This window comes from Microbacterium sp. NPDC056003 (assembly GCF_042274785.1).
Taxonomy (GTDB): domain Bacteria; phylum Actinomycetota; class Actinomycetes; order Actinomycetales; family Microbacteriaceae; genus Microbacterium.
Genome location: NZ_JBHJXQ010000001.1, coordinates 96,749 through 121,985, shown reverse-complemented (window position 1 = coordinate 121,985; position 25,237 = coordinate 96,749). Strand labels below are relative to the sequence as shown.

Annotated in this window: 20 protein-coding genes; 10 read left to right on the top strand and 10 right to left on the bottom strand. The window is 71.7% G+C overall.

Annotation, left to right across the window (positions count from 1 at the left end; all coding sequences use genetic code 11):
- Positions 1 to 32 precede the first annotated feature (32 nt).
- The 3 genes from ACFC1W_RS00615 to ACFC1W_RS00605 form a co-directional block, all read right to left on the bottom strand.
- Positions 33 to 1,688 carry a sensor histidine kinase gene (locus tag ACFC1W_RS00615; protein ID WP_375987466.1) on the bottom strand — a complete coding sequence of 552 codons (1,656 nt, stop codon included), beginning with the start codon at positions 1,686 to 1,688 and terminating at the stop codon, positions 33 to 35.
- Positions 1,685 to 2,413, bottom strand: coding sequence for a response regulator transcription factor (locus tag ACFC1W_RS00610; RefSeq protein WP_375987464.1), 729 nt, complete (start codon positions 2,411 to 2,413; stop codon positions 1,685 to 1,687). The genes ACFC1W_RS00615 and ACFC1W_RS00610 overlap by 4 nt, the downstream gene beginning before the upstream one ends.
- Positions 2,414 to 2,487: 74 nt before the next feature.
- Positions 2,488 to 3,483, bottom strand: a complete 996-nt coding sequence (locus tag ACFC1W_RS00605) for an SDR family oxidoreductase (protein ID WP_375987462.1) — start codon at positions 3,481 to 3,483, stop codon at positions 2,488 to 2,490.
- An 87-nt stretch (positions 3,484 to 3,570) separates the two neighbouring features.
- On the opposite strand from ACFC1W_RS00605, the gene ACFC1W_RS00600 reads away from it, so the two are divergent.
- Positions 3,571 to 4,896 (top strand): FAD-binding oxidoreductase, encoded by a 1,326-nt coding sequence (locus ACFC1W_RS00600; RefSeq protein WP_375987460.1) that lies wholly within the window; start codon positions 3,571 to 3,573, stop codon positions 4,894 to 4,896.
- A gap of 57 nt (positions 4,897 to 4,953) precedes the next feature.
- Here ACFC1W_RS00600 and gndA read toward each other — a convergent pair whose 3' ends face one another.
- Positions 4,954 to 6,441: an NADP-dependent phosphogluconate dehydrogenase gene (gene gndA / locus ACFC1W_RS00595; protein WP_375991350.1), complete on the bottom strand. Its 1,488-nt coding sequence runs from the start codon at positions 6,439 to 6,441 to the stop codon at positions 4,954 to 4,956.
- Positions 6,442 to 6,658: 217 nt separating this feature from the next.
- On the bottom strand, positions 6,659 to 6,781 hold the full coding sequence (locus tag ACFC1W_RS00590; protein ID WP_375987458.1) for a hypothetical protein: 123 nt from the start codon (positions 6,779 to 6,781) through the stop codon (positions 6,659 to 6,661).
- Positions 6,782 to 7,103: 322 nt separating this feature from the next.
- Between ACFC1W_RS00590 and ACFC1W_RS00585 the strand changes: the two genes are divergently transcribed.
- Together ACFC1W_RS00585 and pth are read left to right on the top strand one after the other, a co-directional pair.
- The gene (locus ACFC1W_RS00585; RefSeq protein WP_375987456.1) at positions 7,104 to 7,754 is read left to right on the top strand and encodes a 50S ribosomal protein L25/general stress protein Ctc; all 651 of its coding nucleotides are present in this window, start codon (positions 7,104 to 7,106) and stop codon (positions 7,752 to 7,754) included.
- 74 nt (positions 7,755 to 7,828) lie between these two features.
- A complete protein-coding gene (gene pth / locus ACFC1W_RS00580) occupies positions 7,829 to 8,413 on the top strand; it encodes an aminoacyl-tRNA hydrolase (RefSeq protein ID WP_375987454.1) in 585 nt (194 codons plus the stop codon).
- Between the two features lie 20 nt (positions 8,414 to 8,433).
- Here the strand turns inward: pth and ACFC1W_RS00575 are convergent, their stop codons facing one another.
- Positions 8,434 to 9,093: a hypothetical protein gene (locus ACFC1W_RS00575; RefSeq protein WP_375987452.1), complete on the bottom strand. Its 660-nt coding sequence runs from the start codon at positions 9,091 to 9,093 to the stop codon at positions 8,434 to 8,436.
- 86 nt (positions 9,094 to 9,179) lie between these two features.
- On the opposite strand from ACFC1W_RS00575, the gene mfd reads away from it, so the two are divergent.
- From mfd to ACFC1W_RS00560, 3 genes are all read left to right on the top strand, one after another.
- Entirely contained in the window at positions 9,180 to 12,803 is a 3,624-nt protein-coding gene (gene mfd / locus ACFC1W_RS00570; protein WP_375987450.1) for a transcription-repair coupling factor, read from the top strand.
- Between the two features lie 96 nt (positions 12,804 to 12,899).
- Positions 12,900 to 14,591 (top strand): MFS transporter, encoded by a 1,692-nt coding sequence (locus ACFC1W_RS00565; protein ID WP_375987448.1) that lies wholly within the window; start codon positions 12,900 to 12,902, stop codon positions 14,589 to 14,591.
- Positions 14,592 to 14,637: 46 nt separating this feature from the next.
- Positions 14,638 to 15,345 carry a DUF2652 domain-containing protein gene (locus ACFC1W_RS00560; protein ID WP_375987446.1) on the top strand — a complete coding sequence of 236 codons (708 nt, stop codon included), beginning with the start codon at positions 14,638 to 14,640 and terminating at the stop codon, positions 15,343 to 15,345.
- 55 nt (positions 15,346 to 15,400) lie between these two features.
- On the opposite strand, the gene gdhA is transcribed toward ACFC1W_RS00560, so the two are convergent.
- The gene (gene gdhA, locus ACFC1W_RS00555) at positions 15,401 to 16,759 is read right to left on the bottom strand and encodes an NADP-specific glutamate dehydrogenase (protein ID WP_375987444.1); all 1,359 of its coding nucleotides are present in this window, start codon (positions 16,757 to 16,759) and stop codon (positions 15,401 to 15,403) included.
- Between the two features lie 221 nt (positions 16,760 to 16,980).
- On the opposite strand from gdhA, the gene ACFC1W_RS00550 reads away from it, so the two are divergent.
- Complete coding sequence (locus tag ACFC1W_RS00550; protein ID WP_241113225.1) at positions 16,981 to 17,580, top strand: gamma carbonic anhydrase family protein; 600 nt, start codon at positions 16,981 to 16,983, stop codon at positions 17,578 to 17,580.
- A gap of 60 nt (positions 17,581 to 17,640) precedes the next feature.
- Here ACFC1W_RS00550 and ACFC1W_RS00545 read toward each other — a convergent pair whose 3' ends face one another.
- A complete protein-coding gene (locus ACFC1W_RS00545) occupies positions 17,641 to 17,811 on the bottom strand; it encodes a hypothetical protein (protein WP_375987442.1) in 171 nt (56 codons plus the stop codon).
- Between the two features lie 49 nt (positions 17,812 to 17,860).
- Positions 17,861 to 20,533: a phosphoenolpyruvate carboxylase gene (locus ACFC1W_RS00540; protein WP_375987440.1), complete on the bottom strand. Its 2,673-nt coding sequence runs from the start codon at positions 20,531 to 20,533 to the stop codon at positions 17,861 to 17,863.
- A gap of 163 nt (positions 20,534 to 20,696) precedes the next feature.
- Here ACFC1W_RS00540 and ACFC1W_RS00535 point away from each other — a divergent pair, with 163 nt between their 5' ends.
- From ACFC1W_RS00535 to hisS, 3 genes are all read left to right on the top strand, one after another.
- Positions 20,697 to 21,890: a Na+/H+ antiporter NhaA gene (locus tag ACFC1W_RS00535; RefSeq protein WP_375987439.1), complete on the top strand. Its 1,194-nt coding sequence runs from the start codon at positions 20,697 to 20,699 to the stop codon at positions 21,888 to 21,890.
- Positions 21,887 to 22,540 (top strand): MazG family protein, encoded by a 654-nt coding sequence (locus ACFC1W_RS00530; protein WP_375987437.1) that lies wholly within the window; start codon positions 21,887 to 21,889, stop codon positions 22,538 to 22,540. The genes ACFC1W_RS00535 and ACFC1W_RS00530 overlap by 4 nt, the downstream gene beginning before the upstream one ends.
- A gap of 186 nt (positions 22,541 to 22,726) precedes the next feature.
- Entirely contained in the window at positions 22,727 to 23,998 is a 1,272-nt protein-coding gene (hisS, locus tag ACFC1W_RS00525) for a histidine--tRNA ligase (RefSeq protein WP_375991347.1), read from the top strand.
- On the opposite strand, the gene ACFC1W_RS00520 is transcribed toward hisS, so the two are convergent.
- On the bottom strand, positions 23,982 to 25,235 hold the full coding sequence (locus ACFC1W_RS00520; RefSeq protein ID WP_375987435.1) for an APC family permease: 1,254 nt from the start codon (positions 25,233 to 25,235) through the stop codon (positions 23,982 to 23,984). The two genes, hisS and ACFC1W_RS00520, sit on opposite strands and share 17 nt — an antisense overlap.
- Positions 25,236 to 25,237 lie beyond the last annotated feature (2 nt).

The window sequence follows — 25,237 nt, the reverse complement described above, 5'->3', positions numbered from 1 at the left end:
GAGTAGGGGTGGGGGATGCCGCGGGCCGCGGGCTACGCGTCGCCCGCGGCGGCCCCGGGGTCGCGGGGGCGCGCGGGAAGGCGCACCTCGAAGGTCGTCGAGCCGGGTTCGCTCTCGACGGTGATCGAGCCGCCGTGGGCGTCGACGATGGCGCGGGCGATCGACAGCCCCAAGCCCGTGCCACCGGTCTGGCGTGCACGCGACCGGTCGGCGCGCGAGAAGCGCTCGAAGAGCTCGTCGCGGAGCGCGGGGTCGATGCCCGGCCCGTCGTCGTGCACGCGCAGCACCGCCGTACCGCCGTCGCGCTCCACGCCGACGGTGACCGTCGTGCCCTCGGGCGTGTGGGTGCGGGCGTTGGCGAGCAGGTTCGCGACCACCTGGTGCAGGCGCCCGGCGTCGCCGGCCACCTGGACCGGCTCATCCGCGAGCTCGAGCACCCAGGTGTGGTCGGGACCCGCCGGCCGCGCGTCACCGACGGCCTCGAGCGCGAGCCGCGTGAGGTCGACGGCCCCGTAGACGAGCTCCTGGCCTTCGTCCAGGCGAGCCAGGAGCAGCAGATCCTCGACGAGGCGCGTCATGCGCAGCGACTGCGCCTGGATGCGCTCGAGCGAGGACTCGGTCGTCTCGATCGTCGCGACTCCGTGGTCCTTCGACAGGGCGCGCAGTGAGAGCTCCGAGTATCCCCGGATCGAGGCGAGCGGCGTGCGCAGCTCGTGGCTGGCGTCGGCGACGAAGGTGCGCATGCGCTCCTCGTTGCGCTGACGCGCGGTGAGCGACGTGCCGACATGATCGAGCAGGGTGTTCAGCGCCTCGCCGACCCGCCCGACCTCGGTGCGCGGGTCGGCCTGGTGGGCGGGCACGCGCTCGGGGATCGACACCTCGCCCTGATCGAGGGGGAGCGCCGACACGCGCTCGGCGGTCGCCGCCACGGCGCGCAGCGGCGCGAGGCCGGCGCGGATCGTCCAGGCCGTCGCGAGGGCGAGGAGGATGAGGCCGCCTGCGGTGAGGAGCCCGATCGTGGTGAGCATCCGGCCGATCGAGCTCGCGACCTCGTCACGGGAGATGCCGACGACGACCACCGACGCACCGCTGGGCTGCCCTTCGACACGGAAGCTGCCGAGCCCGTCGATCGTCACGACCGAGGGCGTCTCGCTGCGCAGGCCGTCGGCGAGGTCGCCGATCTGGTCTTCGGTGAGCTCCGTCACGGTGGTGTCGGAGTCCACCACGGCCGCCGTCGGGGCGTCCGGGGGCGTCTGGATCGCGAGCAGGAACCCGGGCTGCTGGGGCTGCTCCTCGAGGATCTCCTGCGCCGTCCAGCCCTGGGCGATGTAGCCGCGCACCAGCACGGCGGTACGCTCGGCGGCACTGGTGACCCGGCTGTTGAGGCCGTCCTCGAGCACGCCGCCGAGGATCGCGCTCGTCGCGACGCCGACCAGCACCATGATGAACGAGGTGATCGCGACGACGGTCACGATCAGCTTGCGCTGCAGAGTCCAGGGGCGGCGAGCGGATGCCGCGGCCGAGCCATCCGCCCGGGTCGTGTCGGCGGCGGTGGGTTCGGCAGTGGCGGCAGTGGCGTCGGCGTCGGCAGCGGCGTCGCTCGGGACCGGATCGGCCCCGGCGGCGAGCACCGGCGCGGCGGCCGGCGCCGACGGCTGCGCGGACGCGTCGCCGCGCGGGTCGGTCATGACGGTGCCTTGATCATGTAGCCGACTCCTCGCACCGTGTGGATGAGCGGCTCGCGACCCTGATCTATCTTCTTGCGCAGGTACGAGATGTACAGCTCGACGACGCTGGACCGGCCGCCGAAGTCGTAGTTCCAGACGCGGTCGAGGATCTGCGCCTTCGACACGACGCGGCGCTGATTGCGCATGAGGTAGCGGAGCAGTTCGAACTCGGTCGCGGTGAGGTCGATCTCGTCACCGCCGCGCTCGACCTCGTGACTGTCCTCGTTGAGCGTGAGATCGGCCACGCGCAGGATCGGCTCGGCACCCGAGGCATGGGCGGTGCCCGCGCGGCGCATGAGTCCGCGAAGGCGCGCCACGACCTCTTCCAGCGAGAACGGCTTGGTGACGTAGTCGTCGCCACCCGCCGTGAGCCCCGCGACCCGGTCGCTCACGGCGTCCTTCGCGGTGAGGAAGAGCACCGGCACGTCGTCGCCCGACTGGCGCAACCGCTGCAGCACAGCCATGCCGTCGAGGTCGGGCATCATGACGTCGAGCACCATCGCGTCGGGGGCGAACTCCCGCGCTGCCTGCAGCGCCTCGAAGCCCGATCCCGCGGCGCGCACCTCCCAGCCCTCCATGCGCAGAGCCATCGACAGCAGGTCGGTGAGCATTTGCTCGTCGTCGACCACGAGCACGCGCAGCGGTGACCCGTCGGGACGAAGGAGGGCAGGGGAGGCGTTGGTCATGCGTCCATTGTGCTCGCGTTCCTATGCGCTTCCTATGGAGCCGGCTATGCGCGTGCTGTGAGTGCGGCGCGCCCTCAGCCGGCCGAGCGGGCGTAAGCGGCGATGCGATCGAACAGCGCATCGTGGTCCGCGTCGACCCGCTGCTCCTCGGGGTGCGCGTCGTAGTGCGCGAGGATGCGGCGCGCGCCCTCGTCGAACGTGATCGTCGTGCGGAAGTCCGGCACCAGCTCGGTGACTTTGCGGTTGTCGAAGACCATCGAGTGCGCCTTGTCGCCGATGAGCGTGGGGCCGAGCTCGGGATCGAACGCGGCGATCGTGTGGGAGGCGACGTGGACGAAGTCGGGATGCCGCACCCCGGCCGCATCGGCCAGCCAGGCGTAGATCTGATTCCAGGTGGGCGCGTGCGAGCCCGTGATCGTGAACGCGTCGCCGATCGCCGCAGGATTGCCGAGGAGGCCGGCGAACGCCACGGCGAAGTCGTCGCTGTGCGTGATGGTCCACAGGCTCGTGCCGTCGCCGTGGATCACGACGGGCCGGCCCTCCCGCATGCGGGCGATGTCCGTCCAGCCGCCGAGAGTGGGAAGGAGCCGCTCGTCGTAGGTGTGCGACGGGCGGATGATCGTCACGGGCAGACCGCGCTCGCGATGCGCGGCGACGAGCAGGTCCTCGCACGCGATCTTGTCGCGCGAGTAGCGCCAGTACGGATTGCGGAGCGGCGTGGACTCGGTCACCGGCAGGCCGCGCGGCGGCTTCTCGTAGGCGGAGGCCGAGCTGATGAAGACGTACTGCCCGGTGCGCCCTTCGAAGAGGTCGAGGTCCTGCTGCACGTGCTCCGGCGTGAACGCGAGGAACTCGGCGACCACATCGAACTCGCCGTCGCCGACGGCATCGCGCACCGACTGCGGGTCGCGGACATCGCCGACCACCTCGCGGACGCCGTCCGGGAGGGGGCGCCTCGCCGAGCCGCGGTTGAGGACTGTCACGTCGTGACCGGCGGCGAGGCTGCGCTTCACGCACGACGCGCTGATCGTTCCGGTTCCGCCGATGTAGAGCACTCGCGTGGGGGTCATCGTCCGACCCTAGCCTGGCGGGCGCGCTGCGGTCCGTGGCAGGAACGGGCCTACCGGATGTCGGCACTGCGCGTTACCGTGACGCGGGTGACTGATCTCTCTCTGACAGATCTGGCGGCCGGAACGGTCGTCAAGCCCGGCGACGCCGATTGGGATGCCGCCCGTTCCTTCCACTCCGGTGTGGGAGAGCCGACCATCATCGTCCGCGCATCGACCGTCGACGACGTCCGCGCCGGCGTGCGCTACGCCGCCTCCGAACGTCTCGACGTCATGATCCGGTGCGGGGGCCACAGCGTGTGGGGCGCCGTCCCCGGTGGGCTCACGCTCGACCTCAGCGGAATGGACGACATCCGCGTCGACGGCACGCTCGTGCAGGTGGGCGGCGGCGCCACGTGGGGCGCGGTCGCGGCCGAACTCGCCCGGCATGGGCTGGGCGTCAGCTCCGGCGACACCGCGTCCGTCGGTGTCGGGGGCCTCACCCTCGGCGGCGGCATCGGCTGGATGGTGCGCGCGTGGGGGCTCGCCGCCGATCAGCTCGTCGGCGCCCAGGTCGTGACCGCGCGCGGCGACGTGCTCGAGGTGAACGAGGCATCCCACGCCGACCTGCTGTGGGCGCTGCGCGGCGGCGGCGGCAACTTCGGCGTCGTGACGCGGTTCGATTTCCGCGCGCACCCGCTGACGGGGGTGGTCTTCGCGACCCTCGGGGTCGACGGCGACGCGCGGCCGGTGCTGCGTGGGCTGCGCGACACGATGAGCAACGCCCCGCGCGATCTCACCGTTACCTACATGGACGTCCCGGCGATGGACCCGAATGCTCCGGCCGGGGCGACGATCACCGCGTGCTGGATCGGCGACGATGAAGACGCGGCCCGCGCTGCGCTCGCGCCGCTCCTCGCGCTCGACGGTGTCACCGAGACCGAGCTGGGCGCGCGGAGCTATCCCGACATCCTGATGGACGCACCGCCCGCCGACCCCGAGCAGCCCATGCCGGGCTTCGTCGGCGGCAACACCCTGCTCGACGCGCTGACCGAAGACGCCATCGACCGGCTCGTGTCGTTTCGCGAGGCGAACCAGGCATCCGTGCTCTTCCTCCGCTCGCTGGGCGGCGCCTTCGGCGACGTCGCCCAAGAGGACACCCCGTTCCCGGCCCGCTCCGCGACGTGGTTCGCGATGGCCGGCGCCTTCGACATCCCGGGGCTCGTCCATGACGGCAACCGCCCGCTCATCCAGGCCGAGTGGGACGCGATCGAGGCGGTGGGGGCGGGGCTCTACGGCAACTTCACCGTCACGACCGATCCCGCGATCGTGTCGCGGATGTACTCACCTGGGACGATCGCGCGCCTGGCCGAGATCAAGCGCCGCTTCGACCCGCAGAACCGCTTCTGCCGCAACCACAACGTCGCACCGAGCTGACGCAGCCGACGGCGAAGGCCCCCGCCGATCGGCGGGGGCCTTCGTGACGACGCGTGGTCAGTGGGTGTCTTCGGCTTCGATCTCGGTGCGGTCGCCGGACCAGAGCGTGTGGAAGGTGCCGGGCTTGTCGATGCGCTGGTAGGTGTGGGCGCCGAAGAAGTCGCGTTGGCCCTGCACGAGGGCGGCGGGCAGGCGCTGGGCGCGGAGGCCGTCGTAGTAGGCGAGCGAGGAGGAGAACGCAGGGGCGGGGATGCCGGCTGCCGCGGCGGTCTGGACGATGCGGCGCCAGGCGTCCTGGGCGCGGCCGAGCGCTTCGACGAAGTAGGGGGCGGTGAGCAGCACGGGCAGGTCGGGGGTGTGGCCGTAGGCGTCGGCGATGCGGTTGAGGAACTGGGCGCGGATGATGCAGCCGCCGCGCCAGATCTTCGAGACCGCGCCGAGGTCGATCTGCCAGTGGTATTCGGCGGCGCCGGCGCGGATCTCATCGAACCCTTGCGAGTAGGCGACGATCTTCGAGGCGTACAGGGCGAGGCGGACGTCTTCGATGAACGCGTCGGGGTCGTCGACGGCGAGTCCCTCCGCGGGGCCGGGGAGGTCTGCGGAGACGGCACGCTGCTCGGGGTGGCTGGACAGCGACCGGGCGAACACGGCCTCGGCGATGCCGGAGACCGGCACGCCCAGGTTCAGCGCGGTCTGCACCGTCCACGCGCCGGTGCCCTTCGCGCCGGCCTGGTCGAGGATGACATCCACCAGCGGCAGGCCCGTCTCGGCGTCGACCTGGCGGAGCACCTCGGCGGTGATCTCGATCAGGTACGACTCCAGCTCACCCCGGTTCCACTCCGCGAACACGTCCGCGATCTGCGCGGGGGACTTGCCGGTGCCGCGGCGGATCAGGTCGTACGCCTCGGCGATCAGCTGCATGTCGGCGTACTCGATGCCGTTGTGCACCATCTTCACGAAATGCCCGGCACCGTCGTGGCCGATGTGCGTCACGCACGGCTCACCCTCAGCGACCGCCGCGATCGAGCGGAGGATCGGGCCGAGCGTGACCCACGACTCATCCGACCCGCCGGGCATGATCGACGGGCCCAGCAGCGCACCCTCCTCACCACCGGAGATCCCGGCGCCGACGAAGTTGATGCCCGTCTCACGCACCGCCTTCTCCCGGCGGATCGTGTCGGTGAACAGCGCGTTGCCGCCGTCGACGATGATGTCGCCCGGCTCGAACACATCCACCAGCGCATCGATCACCGCATCGGTCGGACGCCCGGCCTTCACCATGATGATCGCCGTCCGCGGCTTCTGCAGCGACGCCGCGAACTCGTCATACGAGAACGCGGGCACGAACCCCGCCTCCGGGTGGTCGGCGAGGAGCGTGTCGGTCTTCTCGTGGCTGCGGTTGTAGATCGCCACCGTGTTGCCCTCGCGGCTGGCGAGATTGCGGGCCAGATTCGACCCCATCACCGCGAGGCCGACCACACCGATGTTGGCGGTGGGGGCGACTGCCGCGTCGGGCCCGGTCGGCTCGGGCGCCGGACGCGACACCTCCTCAGGACGCGGGGCGCCCTCATGCTCCCGCGCCGCTCCCGGCTGGTCGTCGCGATCGGTCGAGATGTTCGTCTGCGCCGCGGGCTCGTTCGAAGACACACGCACTCCTGAGGGTCGAGAGGGGGGAGGGTTCCAGCCTAGAGTCTGGCGTACCCGTGTTACACGGGATGGGCGTGATCCTCACCGCGCCCCGACGTCCGTTGTGCGTCGGAGGTCAGTCCTTGCGGTAGTTCGCGCGGCCCATCGACCACAGCGCGCCGGCCGTGAGTAGAGCGCCGAGGGCGGCCATCGCGCCGATCAGCCAGAGCAGCGCGTGAGAAAGAAAGCCGTATTCCATCGGATCCTCCGTGGGCGAAACAGGGTGCGCTCCCCATCGTAGCCGGGAGTCGCGTCCTCTCGCGGGGCGGCCGTGACCGCGCGCCAGGCACACACGGCTTCGGCACCACGCTCCCGACTGGTAGACTCGACCCTTGAACTTCGGCGAGGGATGCCTCGCGCCCGCCTTGTCGGCGGGATGCGGCATCCGTGATCGACGCGGTGGAGCAGGCCCATGGCTTTCCTCACGCGTGTGCGTTCGAGTCGAGAAACCCCCAAATACCTGGGCCCGCCACCTGAGCGGACCCGCGATCAGAACGGGCTCACGCCCGCGAGGAGAAACCATGTCGACCGAGACCGACACCAAGGTCCACGCCGAAGTCCGCGAGAACTTCGGAAAGGGCTTCGCCCGCCGCCTGCGCGCCGCCGGCAAGATCCCCGCCGTCATCTACGGCCACGGCACCGACCCGCTGCACGTCGCGCTGCCCGGTCACCAGATGGCCCTGCTGATCCGCCGTGCCAACGTCGTGCTCGAGCTCGACGTCAACGGCAAGGAGCAGCTCACCCTGGTCAAGGACGTCCAGAAGGACCCGGTGCACCAGATCATCGAGCACATCGACCTCCTCGTCGTGAAGAAGGGCGAGAAGGTCCAGGTCGACGTTCCCGTCGTCGTTCTGGGCGAGCCCTTCGCCGGCACGATCGCCAACCTCGACGCGACGACCATCGCGCTCGAGGTCGAGGCGACCCACATCCCGCAGAACATCGAGGTCGACGTCGAGGGCCTCGAGGACGGCACGCACATCACCGCCGCCGACCTGAAGCTCCCGAAGGGCGCGACGCTGATCGCCGACCCCGAGACGCTCGTCGTGGCCGTCTCGGTCCCGGCCGCGACGCTCGCCGCCGAGGACGAGATCGCCGAGGCCGACGCCGAGGTCGCCGCCGAGCAGTCGGAGGAGGCCGAGCAGGCCGCCGAGGGCGAGGCAGCGTCCGAGTAAGGACTCACCGCAGCATCCGTCGAAGCCCGTCCCCGATAATCGAGGGGGCGGGCTTCGCCGTCGAAAGGGGAGACATGGCACAGGCGTGGCTGATCGTGGGACTGGGCAATCCCGGACCGCGGTACGAGCTGACCCGTCACAACGTCGGACAGCTCGTCCTCGACGAGCTGGCCGCCCGGCGCGGTGAGTCGTTCAAGGCCCACAAGGCGAACGCGCGCGTCGCCGAGACCTGGCTGCGTCCAGGAGGATCGAAGCTCATCCTCGCGAAGCCGAACACCTTCATGAACGTCTCCGGTGGTCCGGTCGCCGGGCTCGCGAAGTTCTACGGCGTCGAGCCCGAGCACGTCGTCATCGTCCACGACGAGCTCGACATCCCGTTCGACACGATCAAGCTCAAGACCGGCGGCGGGCACGGCGGGCACAACGGGGTCCGCGACGTCGCGAAGGCGCTCGACTCGGGCGACTTCGCGCGCGTGCGCGTGGGCATCGGCCGCCCGCCCGGCCGCCAGGACCCCGCCGACTGGGTGCTCGACCCCTTCGGCGCCGCCGAGCGCAAGAACCTGCCGATCCTGCTCGGCGACGCTGCCGACGCCGTCGAGCAGCTCGTCGACGAGGGGCTGCTCGCAGCCCAGCAGAAGCACCACTCACCGCGCTCCTGACGCGGCGCGCGGGTACGTGGTCAGCCGCCGACGCCCGTCCCGGCGCCGAGTCCGGCCGTGAGGAGGCCCTGCAGCACCGCGAAGAACACGACGGGGCCGAGCGCAGCCACGGCGATCGCCACGATCGCCCATACTCGGCCGCGGTCCTTCACCAGCGCGACGATCCCCTGCGCGAGGGCCCAGACGCCGAGCACCGTGCCGACCCAGAACGACACCTCGGCGAGCAGCACGGACTCACGCACCGGGGCGAGCACCGACCAGTCGAAGTCGCCGGTGAACGGGCGCTCCGCGATCTCGCGCCCGGCTCCGAGGCCGATCGCGAACGCGGAGATCCCCGCGCCGAGCGCAGCCCCCACGGTGCCCACGGTCGCGAGGACGAACGCGACGATGCCGAGCCCGCGCCCCGATGAACGGCGAGCGGATACCGCGCCCGGATGCAGGCCGGGTGCGGGCGCCGGCGTGCCGTAGCCGGCGGGAAGTGCATAGCCGGCGGGAGGGGCGTAGGCGCCGCCGGCGGGCGATGCCGTGCCGCCCGGCGTCGGGGCGGGGGCGACCGCCGATGGCGCACCGAACGGCGGAGCGGCCGGCGCGGCCCATGCGGTCGGCGCGGGCGCCGGGGGAGCCACCGGAGGGGTGGGCTCGGGTGTCGGCGGGGTCGGCTGCTCGGCGGGGTCGCTCACGCGCTCATCCTATGAGGCGCGGGCCGCGGCATCCGTCCCGTCCGACCGCCGCCCCCGCTGTCGGCGGCCGCGCGTAGACTCGTCCGGTGACAGTTCCCGGGATCGTGCGCGCCCTCGAACAGGCGGAGTCGTTTCGGGATGCTGTCGCCGCAGCATCCGTCGATGCCGACTTCTCCCTGGTCGAAGGCCTCGACGCACCGCTGCTCTCCGCCCTCCTCGAGCGTCGCCGCAGTGCCGGCAGGCCGCCGGTCATCCTGCTCGTCACGCCGACCGGTCGCCGCTCGGAGTCCATCGGTCCGGCGCTGGGTGCGCTGCTGCCGGGCGCCGAGGTGCTGCACTTCCCGGCGTGGGAGACCCTGCCGCACGAGCGGCTCAGCCCGAGCCCCGAGATCGTCGGCAACAGGCTCGACGTGCTGGGGCGCATCGCGCGCTGGAACGGCGAGACCCCCCTCGTGGTGACGGCGTCGGTGCGCGGTGCGATCCAGCCGCTCGCCGCCGGCCTCACGGACGTCCCGCCGATCGACCTCGTCGTCGGCGGCCGCGGGCACGAGCTGGGCGATGTCTCGGTGCGACTGATCGAGCTGGCCTATCACCGCGTCGACATGGTGTCGCGTCGCGGTGAGTTCGCGGTGCGCGGCGGCATCCTCGACGTCTTCCCCCCGACGGCGGCCCACCCGTACCGCATCGAGTTCTTCGGCGACGAGGTCGACCAGATCCGCGCGTTCTCGGTCGCCGACCAGCGGTCGCTGCCCGGCGAGGTGCGCGAGGTGTCGCTCATCGCGAGCCGTGAGCTGCTGCTCACCGAGGCCGTGCGCGGACGCGCGCGGCAGCTCAAGGACGAGTTCCCCGGACTCGCCGGCATGCTGGAGAAGATGTCGGAGGGCATCCCGGTCGAGGGCATGGAGTCGCTGCTCCCCGCCGTCGTCGATCGGCTGGTGACCGTCGTCGACTACCTCCCGGAGGGCGCCGCCGTGGCCCTCGTCGACCCCGAGCGCGCCGTCACGCGTGCGATCACGCTCGGCGAGACCAACCGCGAGTTCCTCGAGGCCGCCTGGAGTGCCGCGACCGCCGGCGCGCAGACACCCATCGACCTCGGGGCGGGCGACTTCCTCACGCTCCTGGCACTGCGCGAGGCCGCGCACGCGCGCGACGACGTGTGGTGGACGCTCAGCGCGTTCGATTCCGGAGAAGCGGATGCCTCGGCCGAGGGCCTGCTCGACATCGACGTCGCCCTCGAGGCCGCCGCGGCGATCCGCGTCGCCGCCGCGCCGGTGCCCTCGTTCCAGGGCAACGTCGACGGCGCGACCGCGCACGTGGGCGAGCTGCTCGCCGACGGCTGGCGCGTCGTGGTCGCCGCCTCCGGTGCGGGCCTCGTCGAGCGTGCGCGCGATGTTCTCGCCGAGCGCGGGATCGCGGCCCGCAAGGTGGACGAGGTTCTCGCCGCACCCGAGCCCGGCGTCGCGCACCTGGTCGTGTCGGTGCTCGAGCGCGGCTTCGAGGTGCCCGATGCCAAGCTCGCCGTGCTCACCGAGACCGAGTTCTACGGCCGTACGATCGGCGGCGACCAGCGCGTCGTCAAGAAGCTCGCGTCGCGCCGCAAGAACGTCGTCGACCCACTGCAGCTCAAGCCCGGCGACCACGTCGTGCACGTGACCCATGGCATCGGCAAGTTCGTGGAGCTCACACAGCGCGAGGTGTCCAGCGGCGGCCGCAACCCCGTGAAGAGCGTGCGCGAGTATCTCGTGCTCGAATATGCGCCGTCCAAGCGCGGCTACCCGGGCGACAAGCTGTTCGTCCCCACCGATCAGCTCGACCTGCTCTCCCGGTATGTCGGCGGCGAGGCGCCGAGCCTGTCGAAGATGGGCGGCAGCGACTGGGCCGCGGCGAAGGGGCGGGCACGCAAGGCTGTGCGCGACATCGCCGTCGAGCTCGTCAAGCTCTACTCCGCCCGCATGGCGGCGAAGGGCTACGCGTTCGGGCCCGACACCCCGTGGCAGCGCGAGCTCGAGGAGGCGTTCCCGTTCGCCGAGACGCCCGATCAGCTGCAGACGATCGACGAGATCAAGGCCGACATGGAGAAGCCGATCCCGATGGACCGCCTGCTGTCGGGCGACGTCGGGTTCGGCAAGACCGAGGTCGCCGTGCGCGCCGCGTTCAAGGCGATCCAGGACGGCAAGCAGGTCGCGATGCTCGTGCCGACGACGCTTCTCGTGAAGCAGCACCTCGAGACGTTCACCGAGCGCTTCGCCGGATTCCCGGTCAAGGTCAAGGCGCTCTCCCGCTTCCAGACCGACAAGCAGGCGCGTGAGGTCGTCGACGGACTCGCCGACGGCACGGTCGACATGGTCATCGGAACGCACCGCATCCTCACCGAGAAGGTGCTCTTCAAAGACCTCGGCCTCCTGATCGTCGACGAGGAGCAGCGGTTCGGCGTCGAGCACAAGGACCAGCTGAAGAAGCTCAAGACCAACGTCGACATCCTGGCGATGAGTGCGACGCCCATCCCGCGCACGCTCGAGATGGCGGTCACCGGCATCCGGGAGATGTCGACGCTGCAGACCCCTCCCGAGGACCGGCATCCGATCCTGTCGTATGTCGGCGCCCGCAACGACAAGCAGATCGCCGCCGCGATCCGTCGCGAGCTGCTGCGCGAGGGCCAGGTGTTCTTCGTCCACAATCGCGTGCAGTCGATCCAGCGGGTGGCGTCCGAGCTCGCCGAGCTCGTGCCCGAGGCGCGCATCGCCGTGGCGCACGGTCAGATGGGCGAGCACGCACTGGAAGAGGTGGTCGACGCCTTCTGGGAGCGGCGGTTCGACGTGCTCGTGTGCACCACGATCGTCGAGACCGGTCTCGACATCTCCAACGCGAACACGATCATCATCGACCGCGCCGACAAGTACGGACTGTCGCAGCTCCACCAGCTGCGGGGCCGGGTGGGCCGGGCGCGCGAGCGCGCGTACGCGTACTTCCTGTACGACGAGCTCAAGCCGCTGTCCGAGACGGCGGCCGACCGGCTCGAGACGATCGCCGTGAACAACGACCTCGGCAGCGGCATGCAGGTGGCGCTGAAAGACCTCGAGATCCGCGGCGCCGGCAACCTGCTGGGCGCGGAGCAGGCCGGCCACATCGCCGGGGTGGGCTTCGATCTGTACCTGCGGATGATCGGCGAGGCGGTCTCCGCATTCCGCGGCGATGACGTCGAGGGCCCCGCCGAGCTCCGGCTCGAGCTGCCGGTGCAGGCTCGCATCCCCGAGTCGTACATCGACAGCGAGCGGCTGCGCCTCGAGGCGTACCAGAAGCTGTCGGCCGCGGCATCCCTCTCCGCCAAAGACGACGCGATCGACCTCGTCGTCGAAGAGCTCACCGACCGCTACGGTGAGCCGCCCGCCGACGTCGAAGGACTCCTCGCCGTCGCGCGTCTGCGGCGCCGCGCCGCGCGGGCCGGTCTCGCCGACGTCGTCGCGATGGGTCCCAACCTGCGGATCGCGCCGGCGAACCTGCCCGACTCGATGCGTGTACGGCTCCAGCGGCTCCACCCGAAGGCCAAGCTCCTGCAGGGCGGCGAGGCACTGGTCGTGCCCCTGCCGACCGCCGGAGGGGAGCGTGTCGCCGACGCCGACCTCATCGCGTGGGTGGGCCGGCTGCTCGACCAGCTGTGGCCGGTGCCGCAGGCGGCCGAGACGTCCGCCGCGGCGGAGGCATCCGGCTGACGCGGCTGCCCGCGTGCCCGCGGTTCGCGGCGGTGGCCGTCGGGGTGCCATGGATCCCTCCTGTGAGGGATGGGCTGCAGGCCCTATAGTCGCCGCATGGGTCCTGGGGCAGGCCGAACCAGGCTCGGTGAGGCCGCCGCGGCCTTCTCGAGCAATTGGCGCAACCCGAACCTGCGCCGCGCCCAGTTGAGCTTCCTCGGCGCATGGACGGCGGAATGGGCGTTCACCGTCGCACTCGGGGTCGTCGCGTACGACCATGGCGGCGCTCTCGCGCTGGGCCTCGTCGGGCTGCTGCGGATGCTGCCGTCCGCGCTGCTCGCGCCGCTGCTGTCCCCGTTCGCCGACCGCGGGCGGCGGGAGCGGGTGCTCGTGGTGGTGTCCACGGTGCGCGGCATCGCCACCGCCGTCGCGGCGGTGATGGTCGCGCTGTCGGGCCCGGTCATCGTCGTGTACGTGCTCGCGGCGCTCTCGACGATCGCCGCGACCCTCTTCCGGCCCGCGCACTCCGCGCTGCTGCCCACGCTGTGCCGCACCGGCCACGAACTGGCCAGCGCCAACGTGGTCCGGGGACTGCTCGATTCCGTCGCCACGCTCGTGGGGCCGCTCCTGGCCGCCGTGCTGCTCGCGGTCGCTGACGTGTCCGTCGTGTTCACCGTCGCGGCGGCCGCCTCGTTCTGGGCGGCGCTGCTGCTCGCGCGTGTCCGGTATGCCGCTCCGCCGCGGCCCGCGGCGCGACCGCGTCCCGATCTGATGAAGGAGGCGGTCGAGGGCATCCGCGCCGTCATGCAGAGTCGCGATCTGCTGCTCATCCTGGGGCTGGCGGCTGCCCAGTCCCTGACCCGCGGGGCGCTGACGGTGTTCTCGGTGGTGGTGGCCATCGAGCTGCTCGGCACCGGCGATCCCGGGGTCGGGGCGCTCATGGCGGCGGTGGGCGTGGGCGCGGTCCTGGGGTCGCTGGGCGCGTCGTTCCTCGTCGGGACCGGTCGGCTGGGGGGATGGTTCGCCGTCGGGGTCGCCCTGTGGGGGCTGCCCATCGCGCTCATCGGAGTCTTCCCGCAGGAGGCTGCAGCGCTGGGCCTGCTCGCGTTCGTGGGCGTCGGCAACGCGCTGATCGACGTGGCCGGGTTCACGCTGATCGCCCGGCTGGCTCCCGACGCGGTCCTGGCGCGTGTCTTCGGGGTGCTGGAGAGTCTCGTCGCCGTCTCCATCGGCGTCGGAGCGATCCTCGCATCGGCCGTGATCGCGTGGTTCGGCGTCGAGGTCGCGCTCGTGTCCATCGGGCTGCTCTGCCCGATCCTCGCTCTGGCGTCGTGGTGGCGGCTTCGGCGGATGGACGGTGCCGTCGGCGCACTGGATGACGAGGTGGCGCTGCTGCGTCGCGTCCCGATGTTCCGCCCCTTGCCGCTTCCCACGATCGAGCAGCTGGCCCGCGGCCTGGAACCCGTCTCGGTGCCCGCCGGCGAGACCGTGGTCGCCCAGGGAGACATCGGCGACCACTACTACGTGATCGAGTCCGGCCAGGCCGAGGTGCTCGGCGACGGCAGGATCGTCGCAGAGCTCGGGCCGGGCGACGGCTTCGGCGAGATCGCGCTGCTGCGCCGCACGCGGCGCACAGCGACCGTGCTCGCACGGAGTGCGCTCCGGTTGCAGGCGCTCGGCGCGGACCGCTTCGTCTCGATCGTCCTCGGGTACCTGCCGAGCGCGGAGGCTGCGGCGGCGGGCGTGGACGATCAGCTCGGGCGCTTCGCGCCCCGTGAGCCGTCCGATGAGCCGCCGGCCTCATCGTGACAGCCCCGGTCGTTGAGATGCGCAGGCCCGGATGGGAGGGTGAGGCATGACCTCCGCCCGTGCCGCTCTGCTGATCGCCGACATCGGCGGCTACACCGCCTACATGAGCTCGCATCGCATGACCCTGGCGCATGCCGAGGTCAATACGGCCAGGATGCTCGACAGGATGATCAGCGCCGCGCCGGGGTTCGACCTCGTCGAGATCGAGGGGGATGCCGCGTTCCTGTCGCGCAGGGTCGACGGGCGCGACCCCGATACGACGGTGACGGATGTGCTGCGCACGGCGGCCGCGATGCACCGCGCATTCCACGTCGAGCGCCACTATGTCGCGACGAACCTCTGTCCGTGCGGTGGCTGCAAGCAGGTGGGGGAGCTGAAGCTCAAGTTCGTGGCGCACGTGGGGGAGGTGGCGACGCAGACGATCCGCGGGAGGGACAAGCTCGTCGGCATCGACGTGATCCTGGTGCACCGCTTGCTGAAGAACTCGGTCCCGATCCCCGAGTACGTCCTGATGTCGGAGGCTCTGTATCTGACGGATGCGGGGGCACTGCCGGATTCGCTGGGCGAGATCACCCCCGACCTGGAGGGGATCGGGACGGTCCGCGCCTACTTCGCCGATATGGCGCAGCTCGACGGGGAGCTGCCGCCCCTGCCGGACCCCTCATGGCGCGGTCGCCTGGGCAGCACGCTCACCGCGGTGCGCGAGGGACTCCCGTACATGCTCGGCCGCAAGAAGCCGCGACGGCAGCGGTGAGCCGCTCGCGCGGCGGCGCGCACGGGCGGCGGCGCGCACGGGCGAACGCAGCGCGTCAGATGACGCCCTGGGCGAGCATCGCATGCGCGACGCGCGTGAATCCCGCCGCGTTCGCGCCCACGACGTAGTCACCGGGGCGGTCATAGCGCTCCGAGGCGGCGAACGCAGCGTCGTGCACGTCGGCCATGATCGAGCGCAGCTTCTCCTCGCTGTGCGCGAAGCTCCAGCGCTGCCGCGCCGCGTTCTGGCTCATCTCGAGCGCCGACGTCGCCACACCGCCGGCGTTCGCGGCCTTTCCGGGACCGAACAGCACCCCCGACTCCCGGAACGCCGCAACGGCGCCGGGGGTCGACGGCATGTTCGCGCCCTCCGCGACGGCGCGCACGCCGTTGCCGATGAGTGCCGAGGCATCGAGCTCATCGAGCTCGTTCTGGGTGGCCGAGGGCAGGGCGACGTCCATCGGGACCTCCCACGGCCGAGCGCCCTCGACGAATCGTGCGGTCGCGCGGCGTGCCGCGTACTCGGCGATGCGGCCGCGCTCGATCTCCTTGACCTCACGGAGCAGGTCGACGTCGATCCCGGCGTCGTCGACGACGTAGCCGGACGAGTCCGACGCCGTGACCGGGATGCCGCCGAGCTGGTGGACCTTGTCGATCGCGTAGATCGCGACGTTGCCCGAGCCCGACACTCCCACGCGACGGCCGGCGAGCTGCTCGCCGTGCACCGCCAGCATGTTCTGCACGAAGAACACCGCGCCGTAGCCGGTGGCCTCGGTGCGCACCTCCGCACCGCCCCACTGGACGCCCTTGCCGGTGAACATGCCCGACTCGTGGCGGTTCGTGATCTTGCGGTACTGGCCGAAGAGGTACCCGATCTCGCGCGCGCCGACGCCGATGTCACCGGCGGGCACATCGGTGTGCTCGCCGAGGTGACGGTAGAGCTCGTTCATGAACGACTGGCAGAAGCGCATGATCTCGCCGTCGGAGCGGCCATGAGGGTCGAAGTCGCTGCCGCCCTTGGCGCCGCCGATGCCCTGGCCGGTGAGCGCGTTCTTGAAGATCTGCTCGAACCCGAGGAACTTGATGATCGACAGGTTCACGGTCGGGTGGAAGCGCAGGCCGCCCTTGTACGGACCGAGCACCGACGAGAACTGCACGCGGAACCCACGGTTGACCTGGAGCGTGCCCTGGTCGTCGATCCACGGGACGCGGAACATGATCTGCCGCTCCGGCTCGACCAGGCGCTCCACGATGCCGCCGGAGACGAACTCCGGATGCCGCTCCAGCACCGGCACGATCGAGTCGAGCACCTCGTGCACGGCCTGCTGGAACTCGGGCTCGTGGGGGTTGCGGGCCTGCACGGTGTCGAACACGGTGCGGACGGCGGACGGCAGGGCGACGAGAGTGTCGGTCACGGGTGGAGCTTTCTTCGGGACTGATCGGGGGCCGCGTCGCCGTAGGGGCCGTGCCCGCGGGTGAGCGGGCATCCGGGCGATCCGCGGGGTGACACGGGACGCCGGGGCGGGCGCGGGAGAGCGCGCCGGAGACGGGCGGTTCCAGCCTACGCCCGCTGGAGCGCCGGGTCTCGGCGTGTGACGTTCCGGGCCGCTACGCTGGCACCGATCGAGGAGGAACGATGCGGTTCGAGCACCTCGGGGCACAGCCCCGCATCCATCCCGACGCCGTGATCGCGGCGACCGCGGTGATCAGCGGAGACGTCGAGATCGGCGCCGACTGCCAGGTGCTGCACGGCGCCGTCATCACCGCGGAAGGCGGTGCGATCACGCTCGGCACGAACGTCATCGTCATGGAGAACGCCCTGATCCGTGCCACCTCGACGAATCCGGTGCACATCGCCGACCACGTCCTCGTGGGGCCGATGGCCAGTGTCTCGGGAGCGGTCGTCGAGGACGAGGTCTTCCTCGCCACCGGCACGCGCGTGTTCAACGGCGCGCGCATCGGAGCGCGCAGCGAGGTGCGGATCAACGGCGTCGTGCACCTGCGCACGACCCTGCCGGCGGAATCGACCGTGCCCATCGGCTGGGTCGCGATCGGGGACCCGGTGCAGATCCTCCCGCCGGACCGTCACGAGGAGATCTGGGCGGCGCAGCGCGAGCTCGACTTCCCCGGCTATGTCTTCGGCCTCGATCGCGAGACGCCCGACCTCATGGTGCAGCTCACCGAGCGCTACGGGCGCAGCCTCGCCCGGCACGTCGACGACCGCCGGCTCGACTGAGTCGCGCAGACGTCGGAGGTTCGGGATGCCGCGGCCGCGGCATCCCTCCCTGACCGCTCTTCAGTCCCAGACCAGGCGGCAGTCGCGGCACTCGAACTCGAGGCGCTCCACCCAGCCGTCATCGAGGTCGCCGCGTCGATCGAGCTCGACGCGGAACCACCGCGGCTCGCTCGCGCGCACATCGAGCGACCCGCAGTCGGGACATACTTCGGCGACGACGATCCGTGCCATGCGGCCACGGTAGCCCCGCGTCTCCGGATGCACGGAAGCGACGCGCGTGTCAGCCGGTGTTCTGCAGGCCGGCCGCGACACCGCTGACCGAGAGCAGCAGCAGTCGCTGCTGCTCGGGGTCGACGGGCGCGCCCTCGGGCGCGTCGCGCAAGGCGCGCAGCGCGCGCAGCTGCAGCAGCGACAGCGCGTCGACGTACGGGCTGCGCATCTTCACTGCTCGCTGCAGCACGGGCTTGTTGCCGAGCAGCTCCGTGCCGCCGGTGACGCGGATGACCCACGACCGGGTGAGCGCCATCTCCTCGCGAACAAGGGCCGCGAGATCGTCGCGGTCGCCCAGCTCGAGATAGTGACGCGCGATGCGATCGTCGGCCTTGGCGAGACTCATCGCGACGTTGTCGATCAGCGTGCGCAGCAGCGGCCACTCGTCGTACGCCCGTTGCAGCAGCTGCTCGTCGCCGACGGCCTCCAGCGCGGTGCCGAGCCCGAACCAGCCCGCGAGATTGATGCGCGCCTGCGTCCACGCGAAGACCCACGGGATGGCGCGCAGGTCCTCGAGCGACTCGACCGACAGGCCGCGTCGCGCCGGGCGCGAGCCGAGGGCGAGCAGGCCCACCTCCTCCATCGGTGTCACCCGGGCGAACCACGGCGCGAAGCCGGGCGCCTTCACGAGCGAGAAGAAGCGTGCCCGGGATGCCTCGTCCAGCGTCGCCGCGACCGAGGCGTAGCGCTCTGCCGCGGCGCGGTTGCGCTCCTCGTTCGAGGGGGACGACGCGAGCAGGATGGCAGCGGCGACCTGGTCGATGTGCCGCATTGCGATGGCGGGGTCGCCGTAGCGGGCGAAGATGACCTCGCCCTGCTCGGTGAGCTTGAACCTGCCGTCGACGGAGTGCGGCGGCTGGGCGAGGATCGCCGAGTTCGCCGGTCCACCGCCGCGGCCGAGGGCGCCGCCGCGCCCGTGGAAGAGCGTCAGCTCGATGCCCTGCTCCTGCGCCCAGGCGGCGATCGCGGCCTGCGCCTCGTACAGCGCGAGGTTAGCGGCGACCGGTCCGACGTCCTTCGACGAGTCGGAGTAGCCGAGCATGACCTCGAGCCGGCGGCCGGTCGCCGCGAGGCGCTCGGCGAAGGCGGGGTGCTGCACGATCTCGGCGAGGATGCGCGGCGCCGCCTGCAGGTCGGCGAACGTCTCGAACAGCGGGACCACGTCGAGCACCGGCACGTCGCCGTCGGGTCCGGCCGCGTATCGCGCGAGACGATGGACCGCGGCGAGGTCGTCCGCGGACTGCGTGAACGACACGACGTAGCGCCCGGCTGCGCGGGGTCCGTAGCGCTCCTGCAGGAAGGCGATGGACCGGAAGACGTCGAGCACCTCCTCGGTCTGCTCGGAGCGGGGTCCGCCGGCGTCGAGCTCGGCGAGCACCTTGGCGTGCACCGCGGAGTGCTGCCGCACCTCGAGCTCGGTCAGGTGGAAGCCGTAGGTCTCGACCTGCCACAGGAGCTGCTGCAGGTGGCCGTACGCCTGCCGGGCCGCCCCGGCCTGCACCAGCGAGTCCTGCACGATGCGCAGGTCGGCGAGGAACTGCTCGGGGTCTCGGTAGGCGAGGTCGGCGTCGCGCTCGCGTGTGGCCGTCAGCTTGCGCGCGAGCAGAAGCATGATGCGGCGGTGCGGCTCGTTGGGGGAGCGCTTCGCGATCTCGGCCGCGGCCTCGTCGTCGGCCGCCGCGAGCCGCTGCCAGAGCGCCACGAGCGCGGCGCTGGGTGGGGTGGTGGTCGCGTCGAGGGTGAGTGTGCGGCCGATCCGGCTCGCCGCGCGCTCCAGTCCCAGCAGCACGTGCTCGCTGGCGATCTTCGCCGCGGTGCGGGTGACGGATGCCGTCACGAACGGGTTGCCGTCGCGGTCGCCGCCGACCCATGACCCCACCCGCACGAACGGGCGCACCACAGGAGCCCGGCCGCCGGCCGCCGGGCCCTGGAGCGCGTCGTCGACGCGCCGGTACACGTGCGGGATGGCGGTGAACAGCGTGTCGTCGAACACCGCCATGACGGCCCGCACCTCGTCGGTCGGTGACGGCTTCTCGGGCCGCAGCGGCGCCGTGCGCCACAGGGCGTCGATCTCTTCGAGCATGCGCCGCTCGGCGCGTCGCTGGTCGGCGCCGTTGCGCAGCGAGGCGTCGTGGTCTTCGAGGAGCGCGGCGAGGCGCCGGATGCTCGTCGACACCGCGCGGCGGCGGGCCTCGGTCGGGTGCGCCGTGAACACGGGGTGGAATCGCAGCGCCTGCAGTCGCGCGAGGGCGGTGTCGTCACCCACCTCGGCGGCCAGTCGCATGAAGGCGGCGGCGACGGAGTCGGTCGCGCGCTCGCGGTCGGGGCGACCGTCGCGCTCGCGGAGGACGCGGACGCGCTGGTGCTCCTCGGCGAGATTCACGAGGTGGAAGTACGCCGTGAAGGCGCGGGCGACTTCGTCGGCCCGCTCGACCGTGAAGGAGTCCGCGATGGCGGCGGCCCGTGCGAACGCCTCGGGAGTCTCGTCCGTGTACGCCTGGATCGTCGCGATGCGCAGTCGTTCGACGTCGTCGTAGAGGCCCGGCGACCCGCTCTCGCGCAGCACCTGGCCGAGGAGCGATCCGAGCATGCGCACATCCGCGCGCATCTGCTCCGGGATCTCCTGCTCGGCCTCGAAGCGCCCCACGAGGTCGATCGCTTCGGTCTGGGTGAGTTCGCGCATCCGTCCACGCTACTGGCGTCGGGCCGGGGCTCCGTCCGCGAGGGCGTTGTGTGACGTCCGCGGCAGCGTGGCGTGCCGCCGATAGACTGGCCAACGGTGTGCCGGGAAGTCTGGTCGGCGATGCGCCGCCGCGCCGACCGACCACTCCGACGAAAGGACCCGCGTGTCCCTGCTCCGCTCCGCCCGTTTTCCGGCGATCGTGCTCCTGGCCTCGGCGATCCTCGCCCTCGTACTGGCGAACTCGCCTCTCGGCCCCGCGATCGCGGAGGTGAAGGGCGCCTACGTCGGCATCCCGGGCGTCTTCGAGATGTCGGTGGGCCACTGGGTGCAGGACGGCCTGCTCGCGATCTTCTTCTTCATCGTCGCCGTCGAACTGCAGTTCGAGCTCACCAACGGCGAATTGAACTCCGCGCGCAAGGCGATGCAGCCCGCGATCGCCGCGGCCGGCGGTGTGGTCGTGCCGATCGCGGTGTTCCTGCTGTTCGCCGGCGGGTCGGAAGTGGTCGACGGCTGGCCGATCCCGACGGCGACCGACATCGCCTTCGCCCTGGGCGTGCTCGCCGTCTTCGGCAAGGGGCTGCCGTCCGGCATCCGGATCTTCCTCCTCGCCCTCGCGATCCTCGACGACATCGTCGGCATCATCTTCATCGCGGTGCTGTTCACCGACGACGTGAATGTGGGGCTGCTCGCGCTCGCGGTGGTGGCCGTGGCGATCTTCGGGGTCCTCAGCCGCCAGCTCAACCGTCGCAACCGGCTGCCGATCGCCATCGTCCTGGTGCTCCTGGCCGTCACGACCTGGGTGCTCGTGTATCTGTCCGGCGTGCACGCGACGATCGCGGGCGTCGCGCTCGGCCTCGCGATGGCGCAGCGGCCCGCACTGCACGTGCGCCACGCGCTGGAGCCGTGGGTGAACGGTGTCGTCCTGCCGCTGTTCGCGTTCTCCGCCGCCTTCGTCGTGATTCCGTCGGTGACGCCGTCGCAGCTGTCGCCGGCGTTCTGGGGTGTGCTCGTCGCGCTGCCCGTGGGCAAGATCATCGGCATCTCCGTCGCCGGCTGGATCTCGCTTCGCGTCGGCAATCGCGGCGCCGCGCCGCACCTGTCGTTGCTCGATCTCATCGCCGCCGGCGCCTTGGGCGGCATCGGCTTCACCGTGTCGCTGCTGCTGTCGGAGCTCGCGTTCGCGGACGACCCGCTCGTGAGAGACGAGGCCACACTCGGTGTGCTCGGCGGCTCGATGATCTCGATCGTGCTGGCGGCGATCCTGGTGGCGCAGCGCGCACGTCACTATCGCCGCGCGGCGCCGACCGCCGACGACGAGCTGCCGCCGCCCTCCAGCCACGAAGGACAGATCGCATGACCGACGCGACGCCCCCGGCCGATCCGCTGCGGGAGGCGGCCGATACGATGCGCGCGGTGCGCGACCGCTGCGTCTGGACGCAGCGGATCGATCACCGTGCGCTGGTGCCGTACCTGGTCGAGGAGAGCGCCGAGCTGATCGACGCCGTCGAGGAGGACGACCGCGCCGAGCTCCGCGAGGAGCTGGGCGACCTGCTGTGGCAGGTGCTCTTCCACGCCGAGATCGCCTCGCGCGATCCCGCCGACCCGTTCGACATCGACGACGTCGCGCGCGGTCTGACCGAGAAGATGGTGCGGCGGCATCCGCACGTCTTCGGCGACGCCGTCGCGAACACGCCCGAAGAAGTGCTCGTGCACTGGAACGCCGCGAAGGCCGCCGAGAAGAGCGCGCGCACCAGCGTGCTCGACGGGGTGAGTGAGCGGATGCCGAGCCTGGCGCTCGCGCAGAAGCTCCTGGGCAAGGCGGCCCAGGTCGATGTCGCGCCGCCCGTGCCGATCGCCGGGGGAGCCCCGTCGTCCGAACCCGCGCTCGGCGACGCGCTGCTCGCCCTCGTGGCGACGGCGCGCTCGAACGGCTGGGACGCCGAGCGGGCCCTGCGCGAGCGCCTGCGCGCGCTGTCGTCCGCCATCCGCGACGCCGAGACCGCCTGACTCCCCCCGCCGGCCCTGGTCGCCTTCGGTCGCGAGACATCACTTCCGCGCTGAAACGACGCATCCGGCACGCCGTCTCGTCGCACACACGACGTCTGGTGGGCGGACCCCGCGGAGTGCGGGGCGAGCCCGGCAGCGCCGACCTGGAAAGATAGAGCCGTGGCATCCGTGAACCCGCCGCGCGGCATGCGCGACTTCCTCCCCGCCGACAAGGCCCGCCGCGAGCGCGTGCTCGCCGTCATCCGCGACCGCTACCGGGTGCACGGGTTCGATGAGATCGAGACCCCCGTGATGGAGGAGTACGCCCGCCTCCACGCCGGCATCGGCGGCGACAACGAGAAGCTCGCGTACAACGTGCTCAAGCGCGGCCTCGACGCCGACGCCGTCCGCGCGGCCGCCGACGACCCGTCGCAGCTCACCGACCTGGGCCTGCGCTACGACCTCACGGTGCCTCTCGCGCGCTTCTACGCGAGCCACCGCGGCGAGCTGCCCACGGTGTTCCGCTCGATCCAGATCGCGCCGGTGTGGCGTGCCGAGCGCCCGCAGAAGGGCCGCTACCGGCAGTTCATGCAGTGCGACATCGACATCATGGGGGATGCCTCGGCCCGCGCCGAGGCGGAGCTCATCGTCGCCACCCTCGACACCCTCGACGCCCTGGGCCTCGAGGGCGGCAGCGTGCGCATCAACGACCGCCGGGTGCTCGACTGGATGCTCGACACCTTCGGCTTCGCTCCCGGCGAGCGTCCCGGCGTGCTCATCACGATCGACAAGCTCGACAAGATCGGCCCGGCCGGCGTGGCCGCCGAGCTGCGCGAGCGCGGGACCACGGCATCCGCCGTCGACGCGTTCGAGGCCTTTCTCGGCCGACCGATGACGCTCGAGTACAACCCGTTCGGCGAGCGTCAGATCCGCAAGCTCCTGCCCGCCGACGCGCCGGACGACGTGGTCGCGCACCTGGTGGGCATCGGAGACGCGGTCGCGGCAGCGCGGGGGGCGTCCACGACCGACGCGGCCGACATCCCGCTCGTGTTCGACCCGTTCCTGGTGCGCGGGATGGGGTACTACACCGGCACCATCTTCGAGCTCGCGCACCCGTCGGTCGACTACTCCCTCGGCGGTGGCGGGCGCTACGACGGCATGATCGGCCGCTTCCTCGGCCAGGACGTGCCGGCAGTCGGCTTCTCGATCGGCTTCGAGCGCATCGTCGACCTCGTCGACGCAGCGGCCGACGACCCCCGGCCCGCCGTCGTGCTCGTGCACGACCGCGATGTACCCGAGGCGGAGCTCCTCGCGCACAAGGCCGCGCTGATCGCGTCGGGCTCGCGGGTGCGTCTGGAGCACCGTACGAAGAACCTCAAGGCGCTGCTCGAGCGCGCGACGGGCGACGGCTACACGGCGTTCGCGACGGTGTCGGCCGGGGCCGCGCCGGGATCGCTCGAGCTCAAGCCGCTCGGCTGAACCGCAGACGCAGCATCCGGTAGACGACTCCGGCGATCACGACGACGGCGCCGGCCACCACGCTCTGCCACGGCAGCGTGACACCGAGGATGACGCACCCGGCGGCGCCGACCACCTGCAGCGCGCGAGGGTACCGCCGCGCCTTCGCGCCCTGGCGGAACGCGGCGAGGTTGGCGACCAGGTAGTACAGCAGCACGCCGAACGACGAGAACCCGATCGCGCCGCGGAGGTCGACGAGCGCGACCGCGACGATCACGACGGCGGCGAGAATCGCTTCGGCTCGGTGGGGCACATGCCAGCGGGGGTGGACCGCAGAGAGGAACCGGGGGAGGTCGCCTTCGCGCGCCATGGCGAACGCGGTGCGTCCGATGCCCGCGATGAGGGCGAGGAGAGCGCCGAGGGATGCCGCGGCCGCCCCCACCCGCACGACCGGCGCCGCCCATGCCCAGCCCGACGCTGCTGCGGCCGCAGCGACCGGCTCGCTCGACCCGGCCGTGGCGACGGGACCGAGCGTCGAGAGCACGGTCACCGCGACGAGCGCGTAGACGACCAGAGCGCCCGCGAAGGCGAGCACGATCGCGCGAGGGATGGTCTTGGCGGGATCGCGCACCTCCTCGCCCATCGTGGCGATGCGGGCGTAGCCGGCGAAGGCGAAGAACAGGAGTCCGGCGGACTGCAGGATCCCGTAGGCGCCGTCCGCCCACAGTGCCTCGGGGCTGAGCCAGTCCGCGCTGTCGGGCGCCGCGCCGCCCGCGGCGACCGCCACGGCCAGCGCGAGCAGAACCACGATGACGATGGCGCGCGTCGCCTGCGCCGTGCGCGTGACGCCGAACCAGTTCACCGTCGCGAGGGCGACGACGGCGGCGATCGCGATCGGCCGCTCCCATCCGGGCGGTGCGGCGTACGCCGCGAACGTCAGCGCCATGGCGGCGCAGCTGGCGGTCTTGCCGATGACGAATCCCCACCCGGCGATGAACCCCCACCACGGCCCGAGCTCCGCGCGCCCGTAGGCGTACGTGCCGCCCGAGGTCGGGTGCACGGCGGCCAGCTGCGCCGACGACGTCGCGTTGCCGAAGGCGACGACGGCGGCGATCGCGAGCCCGACCAGAAGGCCGCTCCCGGCGGCCGCCGCCGCCGGTGCGAAGGCGGCGAAGACCCCGGCGCCGACCATCGACCCGAGGCCGATGAACACGGCGTCGCCGAGACCCAGGCGGCGCTGCAGGGACGGGCTGGTCACGC